Origin of the sequence: Saccharopolyspora sp., from assembly GCF_017434145.1 — a bacterium.
Lineage (GTDB): Bacteria > Actinomycetota > Actinomycetes > Mycobacteriales > Pseudonocardiaceae > Saccharopolyspora_C > Saccharopolyspora_C galaxeae.
In genome coordinates, this window is sequence record NZ_JAFRFW010000528.1 from 1 (window position 1) to 13948 (window position 13948).

Sequence of the window (13948 nt, forward strand, 5' to 3'; positions counted from 1 at the left end):
CACGCGCGAACCGACCGGGAGGGACAACGTTGCGAACGCGCGCCGGCGCGATCGTGGCGCCCCGGCGGGCAGCGGTGCCTGCTGGCATGGCGTCGAGGTTAGCGGGACAGCACCACTGCCCTGCGATCGAGCCCGGAACCGGAGCAGCCGGAGATCAACTTTGCAGCAGCAGGTCCACCGGGATCTCCACGGCGACATCGCCGAGCAGCTTCAACCTTTCGCCCTTCGAATAAGCCGCGATGCTGCGGTACTCGCCGTTCTCGGGGCGCCACAGCACCTTGGCCTCGCCGTTTTCGCGGTCGCCGATCAGCTAAACCGGAACTCCGGCCCGTGCGTACGCCTCCGGCTTGATGCGCAGGTCGTCCTGCCAGTTCGAGGAGGTGATCTCGACGCCGAGGTGGAAGACCTCGGGCGGTTATTGCGAACCGGGCAGGCGCTGATCCCGGAAGTCCTCGTCGATTAGGGACAGATCGGGCAGGGCGAATACTTTCACTATCCGAAGCCAAGTCGTCGCCGAGTGCTACCGGACGCGCGTCGACTCCATCTTGCACGGAAGGTAGCATTCGCACCATGCATAGCTATGCGCCAGGCGAAATATCGATTCGCCGGGCTCGGGTCGCCGACGTCCGCGGCATCAAGGCGCTCGTCGACTCCTACGCCGGAAAGGTGCTGCTGGCCAAGGAACTCGTGACGCTCTACGAGCACGTGCAGGAGTTCTGGGTCGCCGAGCTCTCCGACGGCGACGGCATCCGCGTGGTCGGCTGCGGCGCACTGCACGTGCTGTGGGAGGACTTGGCCGAGATCCGCACCGTCGCGGTCGACCCGGCCGCCAGGGGCCACGGCGTCGGCCACCGCGTGGTCGGCCGCCTGGTGCAGCTCGCCCACGAACTGGGGTTGGCGCGGGTGTTCGTGCTGACCTTCGAAACCGAATTCTTCGGCAGGCACGGATTCCACCGCATCGACGGCACCCCGGTGAGTCCGGACGTCTACGCCGAAATGCGCCGCTCCGCCGACGAAGGCGTCGCCGAATTCCTCGACCTCCCCTTCGTCAAGCCCAACACCCTCGGCAACACGCGGATGCTGCTGGAACTCGGTGGCACCACCGACGGCACGACCGCCGACGGCCTGCTCGGCTGAGGCCACCGGTCCGGCGATCCTCGCCCGCAGCGCACTAGCGCCGTCCAGCTCACCGACCGCCTCTGCGCGATTCGCCCGGTCCTCGTAGCGGCGCTGCCTGGTCCGGTTCTCGCGTTGCTCGACCTGCACGACCTCGATTCCGAGGTCGGCCGCTTGGAGAACTCCACGACTTGCCGCCGGGGAGCTGCTGCTCATGCCCGGCTACGACAAGTCCGGGCAGGCGGTTCCGGTGACCGCCGTCCACGGCGCGAACGCCTCCACCACATCGAGTGGTGCACGCCGGGACGACCGGGGGTCGCCGCGGCAGATCGGCAACAGCTATAACTCCGGTGTCGCTCGTTGCAGGTCCCGACCTTCCAGGAGAGCCAGTGCCCCGTCACGCCGCGCGCCCTCGCGCGCTCGCAGCCGCCGCCTCCGCCGGTGCGGTGCTGCTGCTGACCGCGGGAAACGCGCAAGCCGAGATACCCCAACCGGAGCTCCAGCAGATCACCGACAGATACCTGTTCCAGACGACGCTGCACGACTTCACCGGCATCCGCGCCGACAAGCCCTACGGCGATCAGCTCGACTGGTCGTCGGACAGCTGCTCGTACTCGCCGAACGAGCCGCTGGGCTACGACTTCGGCACCAGCTGCGACCGGCACGACTTCGGCTACCGGAACTACGAGAAGCAGTCCCGGTTCACCGACGAAAACCGGTTGCGCATCGACGACAACTTCAAGGCCGACATGCGTTCCGGCTGCGGTGCGGACCCGGTGTGCAAGTCCGCGGCCGAGGTCTACTACTGGGCGGTGCGCCAGTTCGGCGACGTCAGCGTCGCCGAGGCCATGCAACAGGCGCAGGTCACGCCGAAGCGCTCGAAGTCCGGTGCGATCGTCGGCTACCAGGCCCGCGACGCGGCCGGGAAACCGGTGCAGTTCAACCCCTGAGCCGGGTTGCCCGCGGGCACGGTCACCGGGTGTGGCCGTGCCCGCTTTTGCTGTGGTCGGCGGGCATCCGCTGGGTAGTGTGCGCCGGGCCCTGGACGACGAGGTGAAGGGAAACGAATGGTACGGCGCCAGATTCCACGGTGGTCCGAGCTGCGCCCGTTGCTGCGGGTGGCGCCGCCGGAGCTCAACCCGCTCGAGCGGCGCCTTTCGCACGCGCACACCATTCCCGACCTGCGCAGGATCGCCTACCGGCGGACGCCGCGCGCGGTGTTCGACTACACCGACGGCGCGGCGGAAGGCGAGACGAGCCTGCGCCGCGCGCGGCAGGCGTTCCGCGACCTCGAGTTCCACCCTTCGGTGCTGCGCGATGTGTCCGATGTGGATACTGGCCGCGAGATCCTCGGCAGGCCGTCGGCATTGCCGTTCTCCTTGGCACCCACCGGGTTCACGCGGATGATGAACCACGAGGGCGAGCCCGCCGTGGCACGGGTCGCCGAGCGCGCGGGCATCCCGTATGGACTGTCCACAATGGGCACCACGTCGGTGGAGGACACCGCAGCGGCCGCGCCGGAGGCCCGCAAGTGGTTCCAGCTCTACGTGTGGCGCGACCGCGAAGCCAGCCGCGAGCTGGTGCAGCGGGCCAAGGAAGCCGGCTACGAAGCGCTGATGCTCACGGTCGACACCGCGGTCGCGGGCGCGCGGATGCGGGACGTGCGCAACGGGCTGACCATCCCGCCGTCGCTGACGCTGAAGACGATCGCCGACGGGGCGCTGCACCCCGCGTGGTGGTTCAACCTGCTGACCACCGAGCCGCTGCAGTTCGCGTCGTTCAAGCGCTGGGAAGGCACCGTCGCGGAACTGATGAACGAGATGTTCGACCCGTCGCTGAGCTTCGCCGACGTGGAGTGGCTGCGCGAGATCTGGGACGGACCGCTGATCATCAAGGGCCTGCAGAACGCTCCGGACGCGGCGAAGGTCGTCGAGCTCGGCGCGGACGCGGTGATCCTGTCCAACCACGGCGGCCGCCAGCTGGACCGGGCGCCGACGATGCTGGAGCTGCTGCCGAAGGTGCGCGAGCGGATCGGCGACCGCGCGGAGATCATGCTGGACACCGGCATCCTCAGCGGCGCCGACATCGTCGCCGCCATCGCGCGCGGCGCGGATTCCTGCCTGGTCGGGCGCGCCTACCTGTACGGGTTGATGGCCGGTGGGCAGCGCGGGGTGCAGAAGGCGGTGGACATCCTGCGCGTCGAGGTGGAGCGCACGATGCGGCTGCTCGGCGTTTCCTCGCTGGATCAGCTGGACAGCTCCTACGCGACGCTGCGTCGCTGAGACGCTGAGACCGGGTGCCGGGCCGCCGTTCGGACGGCCCGGCACCAGCGGTCACCGGTTCGAGATCACCGGTTCGGCCGCGCGTCCAGCGGAGTCCGGTCCGGCGCGCCCGCCATTTCCCCGGGCTGCCCCGTTTCGCCTGCCTGCCCCGCGTCCCCGTCGATCGGTCCGGTGCCGAAGTACGCCTCGCACGGGCCGCCGATGTACTTCTCGTAGTCGGTGGCCAAGTGGATCACCGACCGCCCGTCCAAGGTGGGCAGCGTCGTCGGGCTGAAGTTGCGGCAGTCGCTGCCCTGGTTGTGCTCGATCTGCACCGGCGCCGGGACTTCCCGCCAGCCGTGCGCCAGGTCGGACGGGTGGTCGTTGACCATCAGCGTGCGCCCGTTGCCCGGAGCCAAACCGCCGTTGTCGCCGCCGAGCATCTGGTAGGCGAGGATCAGCCGCCCGTTCGGATCCGTGCCCGGCGCCCACGAGATCGTCGGCGTGCCGAGCGGCTGCCCACCGGTGTCCGAGACGATCTCGGTCCCGGGGTCGCGGGGATCGCCCCAGTCCCAGCCGTCCCGCGATGTCCGCATGAACACGGTGCAGATGTGCACCGGGTCGTAGTTGCACATCTCGTAGACCATCACGTAGCTGCCGTCCGGCAGCTGCCGCACTCCGGCCATGCCGGGCCGGACGCGGAACCGGTCGTCCTTGATGGCGTCGCGCTGGTCGGTCCAGTGCACGCCGTCCGCGGACCGGACCTGGACCATCTTCTGGTCGTGGTTCGGGTCCATGTCGTCGGAGTAGAACGCGGCCAGCTGCCCGTCGGCGGTGACGGTGAATTCCGGTTCCCACACGCCCGGCCCGGGCGGCATCGTGACCACATTGGACAGGTAGTTCCAGGTGCGTCCGTGATCGTCGCTGCGCCAGAGCCGGATGCTGCTGGTGCGGGTGTCCGCGTCCGCGCCGACTCCGGCGGTACCTGCCCACAGCAGCGTGCCCGCGGGCATGTCGCCTACGGCGCGGGGCAGTTCGTAGAGCGTGGAGCAGCACATGCCCTTGGTGTTCTCGCCCTCGGGGTCGCGGATCTCGCCGACCTGCTCGAAGGACTTCCCGTCATCGCCGCTCTCGTAGATCACCGCTCTTCCGGCATTGTCCACATAGGTCGTCATGCTGGCCAGTACGCGCCCGTTCGCGGGACCACTGTGCTGCAGTCTGACCAATCTCGGATAGCTGCTTCCGCCCTGCCGGAACATCTCGCCCTGGTTCACGTCCATGGGCGCGGCAGCAGGCTCATCGGCCTGCGCCATTCCGTAACATAAGCCAGTGACCAGCAACGCGGCTAGCGCGGTGGCGGCACCGGCTCGGATTCTCCTGCCGTTCATCGCGAACCCTTCAGCTCGATCAGCGGCGCAGAATATATAGCTTGAAGATCAGCCGGTGAACCCGGTTGGCGAGTTTTTCCGCAAACTCGCAGGGCTGGTACCGAGACCGTGAAAAACGTGAATCCCGGAGGTGTCCGGGAGACGAATCAGAGCAAAAAAGACCCCGCCGGAATTCGGCGGGGCCACCGGGTTCAGGCTTCGTCGTCGGGAGGCGGGCCGCCCCGGATCGAGTCCAGCGCGCCCTGCAGCTCGTCCGGCTTCACCAGCACGTCGCGCGCCTTCGAACCCTCCGACGGACCGACGACGTTGCGCGATTCCAGCAGGTCCATCAACCGGCCCGCCTTCGCGAACCCGACGCGCAGCTTGCGCTGCAGCATCGAGGTCGAACCGAACTGACTGGTCACGACCAGTTCGGTGGCCTGCAGCAGCACGTCGAGGTCGTCGCCGATGTCGGAGTCGACCTCCTTCTTCTCGCCCGCCTTGGCCGCGGTGACGCCTTCGGTGTAGTCCGGCTCGGCCTGCTCCTTGGTGTAGCCGACGATCCGGGTGATCTCCGCATCGCTGACGAACGAGCCCTGCACCCGCTGCGGCCGGGACGCGCCCATCGGGAAGTACAGCCCGTCGCCCATGCCGATCAGCTTCTCCGCGCCCGGCTGGTCCAGGATCACCCGCGAGTCGGTGAGCGAGGACGTCGCGAACGCCAGCCGCGAGGGCACGTTCGTCTTGATCAGCCCGGTGACCACGTCCACCGAGGGCCGCTGGGTGGCCAGCACCAGGTGGATCCCGGCGGCCCGCGCCTTCTGCGTGATCCGCACGATCGCGTCCTCGACGTCCCGCGGCGCGGTCATCATCAGGTCGGCGAGCTCGTCCACGATCGCCAGGATGTACGGGTACGGCCGGTATTCGCGCTCGCTGCCGGGCGGGGCGGTGATCTCGCCGGAGCGCACCTTCGAGTTGAAGTCGTCGATGTGCCGCACCCGGTTGGCCTGCATGTCCTGGTAGCGCTGCTCCATCTCGTCGACCAGCCAGCCCAGCGCGGCCGCGGCCTTCTTCGGCTGGGTGATGATCGGCGTGATCAGGTGCGGGATGCCCTCGTACGGGGTGAGCTCGACCATCTTCGGGTCGATCAGGATCATCCGGACCTCTTGCGGCGTGGCCCGCGCCAGCAGCGAGACCAGCATCGAGTTCACGAAGCTGGACTTGCCGGAACCGGTGGAACCCGCGCACAGCAGGTGCGGCATCTTGGACAGGTTCGCGGTGACCATGTGGCCTTCGATGTCCTTGCCCAGACCCATCACCAGCGGGTGCGCGTCGCCGGCGGCCTTGGAGGAACGCAACACGTCGCCGAGCAGCACCATTTCGCGGTCGCTGTTGGGCACCTCGATGCCGACCGCGGACTTGCCCGGGATCGGCGCGAGCAGCCGCACGTTGTCGGTGGCCGCGGCGTAGGCGATGTTCTTGGTCAGCGCGGTGATCTTCTCGACCTTCACGCCGGGGCCGAGTTCCACCTCGTAGCGGGTCACCGTCGGCCCGCGGACGAACCCGGTGACCTGCGCATCGATCTTGAACTGCTCCAGGACCGCGGTGATCGCCTCGATCATGGAGTCGTTCGCCTTGCTGCGCGTCTTCGGCGCTTCCCCGCCGGTTAGCGCGTCCAGCGGCGGGAGCTTGTAGTCGCCTTCGACGGTGCGGCTGATGGTGAGCTTGCCGCTGTCCTCGGGTTCTTCCTGGTCCTGCTGCTCACCCGCTGCGGGGACCTCTTCCGGCGCGGGTTTCGGCTCGCTCGACTGCTTCTTCGACTTCGGCGCGGATTCGGCGGGCGCGTCGTCGAGGGAGAGCTGCCCGTCGTCGGCGGCCTCCTTCGCGTCGGAGCCCTTCGCGCTGGAGCCCTGCCTGCGCCGGGACGGGCGGCGCAGCTGCACCGTCTCCGGTTCGACCTCTTCGGTGACCGGCTCGTCCGCTTCCTCGGGCGCGGCGGTGAACCGGGCCCGCAGCGTGGACAGCGTCGTGTCGGTCAGCAGCATCAGCCCGAACAGCGCCACCAGCACCAGCACCGGCACCGCGACCCACGTCGTCACGCCCTGCGCGAGCGGGCCGCCCGCGACGAACCCGATGATTCCGCCCGCACCCGGCCACGCCTGCCAGTTCGCGGGCGCGCCGAACACGATGTGCAGCACGCCGAGCACGCTGAGCCCGAGCAGCACGGAGCCGAGCACCACGCGCGGGCGCGCCTCCGGATTGGTGTCGGTGCTCGCGAAGAACACCGCGATCCCGGCCAGCACCAGCGGCAGCGCCATGACCGCGGAGCCGACGACGAACCGCAGGCCCCAGTCCAGCCACTGCCCGACCGGCCCGCCCGCGTGCCCCCACACGCCCGCGGCGGTGATCACGGCGGCGGCCAGCGCGATCAGCGCCATGCCGGTGCGGCCGTGCGCCGGGTCGATGTCCTTGGCGCGGCGCAGCACGCGCCCGACGCCGAGGCTCGGTTGCGCGCCGGACTTGGCGCCGCGTTTGGCGCTGCTCTTCGAGGAGCCGCTGTTCGAGGAGCCGCGCTTGGCGGGTGAGCTGCGCGGCGCGTGCGTCGATCCGGGGCGCGGTTTCCCACCACCGGAGGAAGAACTGGTGTTGCGCCCCTTCGCGGCACCGCCGCTCTTGGTGCCGCCTGGACTGTGCGTCGAGTTCCGCGCCGGGGATTTCGCCGCATTCTTCGGTGACGATTTCCCGCTCTGGGCGCCGCTCGTGGTCCGGCCCGCCATGGCCCTTACGTTATCTTGCGCGGCCGCTTTGCGTCACAGGAGGCGCAGGAAACACACGGCTATCCGGTCCGGGACATGTGACGCCGAGCGTTGTGCGATGCTCACCCGTCATGGTCGCCCAGCACGTCGAGCCCGAATCCGCGCAACCGCCTCCGGCAGCACGCGAGCAGCTGTACCGCGAGGCGCCGCTGCTGTGGCGGGTGCTGCTGCGGGTCGACCGCGCGCTGGTGCGGCTCACTGGACGGCTGCAGGTCACCGGCGATGTGCCGGACGAACTGCGCGGCAAGCCGCTGCTGCTGGCGGCGAACCACATCGGCAACGTCGATGCCCTGGTCGTGATGGCGGCGTGCGGGCGAAACCGGTTGGCGGTGCGGTTCTTGGCCACCGGCGGGTTGTTCGACGCTCCGGTGCTGGGCTCGCTGCTGCGCAAGTCGCGGCACGTGCGCGCGGACCGCGGTAGGGCCACCGCGAGCGAGGCGCTGCACCGCGTCGTCGATGCGTTGGAGCAGGATCACCGGCCGGTGCTGGTGTATCCGGAGGGGCGGATCAGCCTGGAACCCGATCTGTGGCCGGAGCGCGGCAAGACCGGTGTGGCGCGGATGGCGCTGGCTTCGGGGGCGCCGGTCGTCCCGATCAGCCAGTGGGGTGCGCACGAGGTCGTCCGCTACGGGATGCCGCGGGTGGAGAGCCCGCGCGACGCCGGTGTCCTGCTGCGTTCGTGGCTCGGTGCGATCCGGCGGCGGCCGGTGCTGCGGGTGCACTTCGGCGAGCCGGTCGACTTGAGCGACCTGTCCGCGGACAAGCCCGGCGATGCGGCCCGCGCGCGCGACCGCATCATGCGCGGGATCACGGCGGGGCTGACTCCGCTGCGCGCGGACGAACCGGACGCACCTCGGCACGCCGACGCGACGCGCCCGACTGGGGACAAAAGGAGTCCTTGGCGCCCTTGAGCCCGCGTCGCCGTGCTGCGAGCCTTGCGGCGAGCGGTCGGCCGACTGCTGATCGACCACGCAATCGCGGTTTTCGTTCAGCTGCCGGACTGTCTCCTCGCGCGTTGGTCGGCGTTCGAGCGGGGAAGTTCGTCGCGGCTGGATCTTCGCGGCTTCCTGGTGGGCCGCGGATCTGTTGGGACAGACTGGGCCGATCAGGGATTGGGCGCCGATCAGGGATTGGTCGCGATCGGTGCCCGCCCGGGCGCTGGAACGGACATCGAGGAACGAAGTGCAGAAATCAGCGATCGCCACGGCGGCGACCGGCCTGCTGGCAGCGAGCCTGCTGTTCGCACCGGCTGGTTCCGCCGCTCAACCGGGCCACGTCCCGGCGACCCAGGACCCGGCTCGGGAAACGGTTTCTCCGGAACCGGACTCGTTCAACCCGGCACCGATCAAATGGGGCCCGTGCGAAGACGATTCGTTACGGAAGGCGCACGCCGAGTGCGGAATGCTCGAAGTGCCGCTGGATTACGCGGATCCGGGCGGGGAAAAGATCTCGCTGGCCGTCTCGCGGGTGAAGCACACGGTGCCGGAAGACCAGTACCAGGGCGCGATGCTGCTCAATCCCGGCGGTCCCGGTGGTTCCGGGCTGGCACTGGCGAAGCTGGGGTCCTCGGTGCCGAAGAACGCGGGCGCCGCCTACGACTGGATCGGCTTCGACCCGCGCGGCGTCGGCGCCAGCAAACCGGCGTTGTCCTGCGATCGCGACTACTTCGGCTACGACCGGCCGGACTACACGCCGGACACCCCGCAGAAGGAGCGGGAGCTGCGGGACCGCTCGGCCCGTTACGCGCAGGCGTGCGGGAAGTCCGGCGGCGCGCTGCTGAACCACATGAAGACGACGGATTCCGTCGCGGATATGGAAAGCATTCGCAAGGCGCTCGGGCAGCAGCGGATCAATTATTACGGGTTCTCCTACGGCACCTACCTCGGCCAGGTCTACGGCACGCTGCACCCGGACCGGATGCGGCGGGTGGTGCTGGACGGCGTGGTCAACCCGGAGGACGTCTGGTACGAGAACAACCTCAACCAGGACGTGGCGTTCGACCGCAACATCAAGATCTTCTTCGATTGGGTCGCCCGCTACGACTCCGTCTACCACCTCGGCACCACCGGTGATCAGGTGGAGCGGCGGTTCTACGAGCAGAAGGCCAAGCTCGACGCGCAGCCGGCGGGCGGGGTGATCGGCTCCGACGAGTGGGTCGACCTGTTCCTGCAGGCCGGGTACGAGCACAAAGCTTGGGAACAGCGCGCGGAGGCGTTCTCCGGATGGGTGCAGCGCGGCGATTGGCAACCGCTGAAGAAGATCTACGACTCGGACAACTCACCGGGCGACGACAACAACTTCGCCGTCTACAACGCGGTCCAGTGCAGCGACCTGCAGTGGCCGCGGCAGTGGAACCGCTGGCGGGTGGACAACTGGATCACGCACGCGAAGGCGCCGTTCGAGACCTGGGCGAACGCTTGGTACAACGCCTCTTGCCAGAGCTGGCCGGTCGAACCGGGCGAGCCGGTCGACGTCGACGGCGGCGGCGTGCAAAGCGCGCTGCTGATCAACGAGGAACTGGACGCGGCCACGCCGTACCCCGGCGCGCTGGAAACGCGGAAGCGCTTCCCGAACTCCAGCCTGATCAGCCTTCCCGGCGGCACCACGCATTCCGGTTCGCTTTCCGGAAACCGCTGCCTGGACGACCAGATCGCGGACTACCTCAACACCGGCGAACGCCCCGCCCGCAAACCCGGCGGCGGTCCCGACACCACCTGTGAACCACTCCCCCAGCCGGTCCCGAAGGGCGCGAAGCCGCAACCGCAACGGCCCGAGACATCGCCGGGCGGATCGGAGCACCAGGACTGAAATCGGGCGGGAACGCGGTATCGATCACCGCGTTCCCGCCGACGCCTTGAGCCGAGGAACCCGGGTCATCGCGTCACGTGCGCCAGGAATTCCTGCGTCTCGGGGTCCGGGGAATACACGCAGACCCCGCTCATCCCCCTTGTGAGCAGCACCTTGTAAGTGTTGCGGATGAGCCCGGCGAAGTGGAGTTCGTCCGCCTTCCGGACACCCGGGTCGTGCGAGTGGCCGCGGCGTGCGACCCACTCCCCGTCACGGCGGACGAGGTCCGGGCCGATGATCACGCCGGCCCAGTCGTACTCGAAGCCCTGGGCGGTGTAGATGCATCCGACCTGGTCGAATCCGCGCTCGTCGGAAGCCCAGAAATAGGACTCGGGCGCGTCGGGCACGCTGTTGCCGGGTTTTGCGTTCCAGGGACGCTTCCAGTCGTTGATGACGACATCGTCCACGAGGTGTTTGCCCTGCTCCGCCTCGGCCGGATCACTCCACGGCCAGCAGTAGCCCGCGGCGATGCGCGCGGTGCCGCCGTGTTCGGACCGCCGGGTCCGCAACCATGCTTCCATCGCCTGCGGAGTCGCAGCGCTGGCGACGACGAAATCATCATCGGTCGCCGACACCAGGCGGGTCCATTCCGTCGGACCGGCCTGTTCGAGTCCGAGCAGCCGGGAAACCCAGGTGTCGAACGCCGCCGAGCCGCCACAGCGGAATTGGCCCTCCAGGCGCACGACCTCGACTTCGCAGCCCTTCGTCTTGGCCGCTGTGGTGATCTCCTCCAGCGACCCCATTTCCCCCGGACGCACGATCTGGTCCTCGTCGAGGAGGAACACGGGCACCGATGCGACGTCGATCAATTCGTCGATCTGCCGCCCGGCGCGTGCGCGGACTTCCTTCTTGGTGAAGCGGTTCACGCTCGTTTCGCGGATGCGGTGCGCTTCGTCGCAGATCAGGACGTCGAGTTCGCGGGGTTCGGAGCTGACGTAATTGTTGAAGTACTTGAACAGCCCCTGCACGCGGGTGTTGCGGCTGCCCGCGGTCTTGCGGAGCGTGCGGGTGAAGGCGCCGGATCCGGTGGCGTGGTGCACGGTACGGCCTTGCCGCGCGAGTTCGCCGACCAGGCTCAGCGCGATGGCGCTCTTCCCGGAACCAGGGCCGCCGAGGACGATCACGACGGTGCGAGTACTGGCGGCGCGAGCATTGCGCACGGCGTGCATGACCGTCTCGTAGGCGACCTTCTGCTCGTCGAGCAGCACGAACTGCTCGCGCTCCCGGATTTCCTTGGCCGCGATGTTGAGCAGCGCTTTGGACGGCGCGTGGTGGAAGTTGAGGAACTCGTCGGCGGCGTTGCGCGCGGCATCGCGGTCACCGGCCCGGCCGAGCACGGCCTGCAGGCGGTCGACGAGCGCGCCTCGATCGTCGAGGGTGAACAGGCGTCCGTACTCGCTCAGCGCGTGGTCGCGCAACGCCGAGACGTCCGCGTTCCGCGCGTTGTGCAGGTAGGCGATGCCGTGGACGGCGTCCGGACGTGCGGCCAGAGCGGGCGTCGAATCGACGAGGTACTGGCAGTAGCGGCGAACCTGCTCGACCGGATGCAGAACGGGGGCCGGACCGTAACCGGCGGTGCGGACGAGCTCGCCCACTGCTGCTTCGACGTGCGACCACTGCTTCAACTCGACGAGCACGTAGCTGGATTCGCCGGTCGTGGGGTGCGTTCCGCACAGCACGGCGTCGACGCGCCGAGGGCTGTGCGGGAGTTTGTGCTCCAGCAGCACCTCGACGTGCCCGAGTCCGGCATCTGCCAGATCGGCGAGCAGCACCGGGAGGCTGCGCTGCCAGGACCGCACCTCGGAGGTTCCGACCCGGGACTCGAGCTGGAACTCGGCCTGCTCGTTGAGCAGCAAGTGCAACCGGTCGGCTTTCGCGTCTTCGAGCAGTTCGGCCGCGCTCCGGCGAACCAGTGCCACTGACAACCCCCACTGGGCACGCGTGATCCACGCGCGGGTGGGGGCAGCGACGAAGTGGCTACTTCGGTGCCCGTCGGGCCGCGATCTTGCCGGGCCAGGTTAGCAGTCCGCTCATTCGAGCCGGTCGTACTTACGAGCGTTGCCCTTGGCCGTTTCGACCGGGTACTTGGCCGCGTTCAAGCCCATCTTCACGTCCAGTGCGGCCAGGATGTCGATGTCGAGCACGTCGGCGAGGCGCAGCAGGTACGCGAGCACGTCGGCCATTTCGTGGCGCACTCGCTCGCCGGCTGCGGAGTCGTCCATGATCTGCGCGGACTGCTCCGGGGTGAGCCACTGGAAGAGCTCGACGAGTTCGCCCGCCTCGACGGACAACGCCATGGCGAGGTTCTTCGGGTCGTGGAACCGGTGCCAATCACGTTCATCCGCGAATGTGCGCAGGCGCTGCTGAAGGGTCTCGATGGTCACGTCCGGTGACCCTACGAGACGCGGGGGTCTCCGGACGCGAGCTGCAGCGGCCATCACGACCGCTCGGAAAGCCCGTCACCGGGGCAAGGCCCGGCGACGTCGCTCAGGAACCCACCGGCAGCACGTTCGGGACGATCATCGGGCGGCGGCGGTAGGTGTCGGCGACCCACTTGCCGACCACGCGGCGCACGGCCTGGGCGATGCGGTGGGTGTCGGTGATGCCTTCCGATTCGGTGCGGGCGAGTTCCATCTCGACCAGCGGCACCACTTCGTCCAGCGCCTTCGGGTCGTCGGAGAAACCGCGCCCGGAGATCGTCGGGCTGGAAACCGCCCGGCCCGTCGCGGCCTCCACCGCCACGGTGATCGAGATGAAGCCACCCTCTCCGAGTACCAGGCGGTCCGACAGCGTCGACTCGCCCACGTCGCCAACGGACAATCCATCGACGTAGACGTGACCCACTTCGACGCGGCCCGCGACCTTCGCGATGCCGTCGACCAGGTCGACCACGACACCGTCCTCGGCGATCACCACCCGTTCCGGGGCGACGCCGGTCAGCCGGGCCAGTTCGGCGTTCGCGCGCAGGTGCCGCCACTCGCCGTGCAGCGGCATGACGTTGCTCGGGCGCACCGCGTTGTACAGGTACAGCAGCTCACCCGCGGAAGCGTGCCCGGAGACGTGCACCTTCGCCCCGCCCTGGTGCACCACCTCGGCACCCAGCCGGACCAGGCCGTTGACCACGCCGAACACCGCGGTCTCGTTGCCGGGGATCAGCGAGCTCGCCAGCACCACCGTGTCCCCGGCCTTGATGCGGATCTGCTTGTGCTCACCGCGGGCCATCCTGGACAGCGCCGAAAGCGGCTCGCCCTGCGAACCGGTCGAGACGAACAGCACCAGGTGCTCCGGCATCGCCAGCGCCTCGTCCAACTCCACCAGCAGGCCCGGCGGCTCCCGCAGCACACCGAGATCGGCTGCGATGCCCATGTTGCGCACCATCGAGCGGCCAACGAAGCAGACCTTGCGGCCGTGCTGCTCGGCGGCGTCGAGCACCTGCTGCACGCGGTGCACGTGGCTGGCGAAGCAGGCCACGATCAGCCGCTGGGTCGCCTTGCCGATCACCGAGTCCAGCACCGGGCCGATCTCGCGTTCCGGTGTGACG

General features: G+C 68.9%; 11 protein-coding genes. 6 read left to right on the forward strand and 5 right to left on the reverse strand.

Annotated features, from left to right (window positions below; genetic code table 11):
* Window positions 1–160: 160 nt before the first annotated feature.
* The 4 genes from IJH84_RS14660 to IJH84_RS14675 all read left to right on the forward strand — a co-directional run bounded on the left by IJH84_RS14660 (window position 161) and on the right by IJH84_RS14675 (window position 3398).
* Complete coding sequence (locus IJH84_RS14660; protein ID WP_295145353.1) at window positions 161–463, forward strand: hypothetical protein; 303 nt, start codon at window positions 161–163, stop codon at window positions 461–463.
* A gap of 107 nt (window positions 464–570) precedes the next feature.
* Window positions 571–1137: an amino-acid N-acetyltransferase gene (locus tag IJH84_RS14665; RefSeq protein WP_295145356.1), complete on the forward strand. Its 567-nt coding sequence runs from the start codon at window positions 571–573 to the stop codon at window positions 1135–1137.
* A 368-nt stretch (window positions 1138–1505) separates the two neighbouring features.
* Window positions 1506–2066 (forward strand): phospholipase, encoded by a 561-nt coding sequence (locus IJH84_RS14670; protein ID WP_200070052.1) that lies wholly within the window; start codon window positions 1506–1508, stop codon window positions 2064–2066.
* 117 nt (window positions 2067–2183) lie between these two features.
* Complete coding sequence (locus IJH84_RS14675; protein WP_295145360.1) at window positions 2184–3398, forward strand: alpha-hydroxy acid oxidase; 1215 nt, start codon at window positions 2184–2186, stop codon at window positions 3396–3398.
* 65 nt (window positions 3399–3463) lie between these two features.
* On the opposite strand, the gene IJH84_RS14680 is transcribed toward IJH84_RS14675, so the two are convergent.
* Window positions 3464–4690 carry a sialidase family protein gene (locus IJH84_RS14680; protein WP_295145365.1) on the reverse strand — a complete coding sequence of 409 codons (1227 nt, stop codon included), beginning with the start codon at window positions 4688–4690 and terminating at the stop codon, window positions 3464–3466.
* Window positions 4691–4956: 266 nt separating this feature from the next.
* A complete protein-coding gene (locus IJH84_RS14685; protein ID WP_295145368.1) occupies window positions 4957–7521 on the reverse strand; it encodes a DNA translocase FtsK in 2565 nt (854 codons plus the stop codon).
* Window positions 7522–7727: 206 nt separating this feature from the next.
* Here IJH84_RS14685 and IJH84_RS14690 point away from each other — a divergent pair, with 206 nt between their 5' ends.
* Together IJH84_RS14690 and IJH84_RS14695 are read left to right on the forward strand one after the other, a co-directional pair.
* On the forward strand, window positions 7728–8471 hold the full coding sequence (locus tag IJH84_RS14690) for a 1-acyl-sn-glycerol-3-phosphate acyltransferase (protein ID WP_295145383.1): 744 nt from the start codon (window positions 7728–7730) through the stop codon (window positions 8469–8471).
* 271 nt (window positions 8472–8742) lie between these two features.
* Window positions 8743–10368 carry an alpha/beta hydrolase gene (locus IJH84_RS14695; protein ID WP_295145371.1) on the forward strand — a complete coding sequence of 542 codons (1626 nt, stop codon included), beginning with the start codon at window positions 8743–8745 and terminating at the stop codon, window positions 10366–10368.
* 65 nt (window positions 10369–10433) lie between these two features.
* Here IJH84_RS14695 and IJH84_RS14700 read toward each other — a convergent pair whose 3' ends face one another.
* The 3 genes from IJH84_RS14700 to IJH84_RS14710 form a co-directional block, all read right to left on the reverse strand.
* Window positions 10434–12326 (reverse strand): DUF2075 domain-containing protein, encoded by a 1893-nt coding sequence (locus IJH84_RS14700; protein ID WP_295145374.1) that lies wholly within the window; start codon window positions 12324–12326, stop codon window positions 10434–10436.
* A gap of 111 nt (window positions 12327–12437) precedes the next feature.
* The gene (locus IJH84_RS14705; RefSeq protein ID WP_295145377.1) at window positions 12438–12791 is read right to left on the reverse strand and encodes a nucleotide pyrophosphohydrolase; all 354 of its coding nucleotides are present in this window, start codon (window positions 12789–12791) and stop codon (window positions 12438–12440) included.
* 103 nt (window positions 12792–12894) lie between these two features.
* A partial coding sequence (locus IJH84_RS14710; RefSeq protein ID WP_295145380.1) for a ribonuclease J occupies window positions 12895–13948 on the reverse strand: 1054 nt, incomplete at its 5' end.

What these genes read in the sequence shown, in the direction of transcription:
- IJH84_RS14665 (WP_295145356.1), top strand. Translation starts at nt 571, where the DNA reads ATGCATAGCTATGCGCCAGGCGAAATATCGATTCGCCGGGCTCGGGTC.
- IJH84_RS14675 (WP_295145360.1), top strand. Translation starts at nt 2,184, where the DNA reads ATGGTACGGCGCCAGATTCCACGGTGGTCCGAGCTGCGCCCGTTGCTG.
- IJH84_RS14680 (WP_295145365.1), bottom strand. Translation starts at nt 4,690, where the DNA reads ATGGCGCAGGCCGATGAGCCTGCTGCCGCGCCCATGGACGTGAACCAG.
- IJH84_RS14685 (WP_295145368.1), bottom strand. Translation starts at nt 7,521, where the DNA reads ATGGCGGGCCGGACCACGAGCGGCGCCCAGAGCGGGAAATCGTCACCG.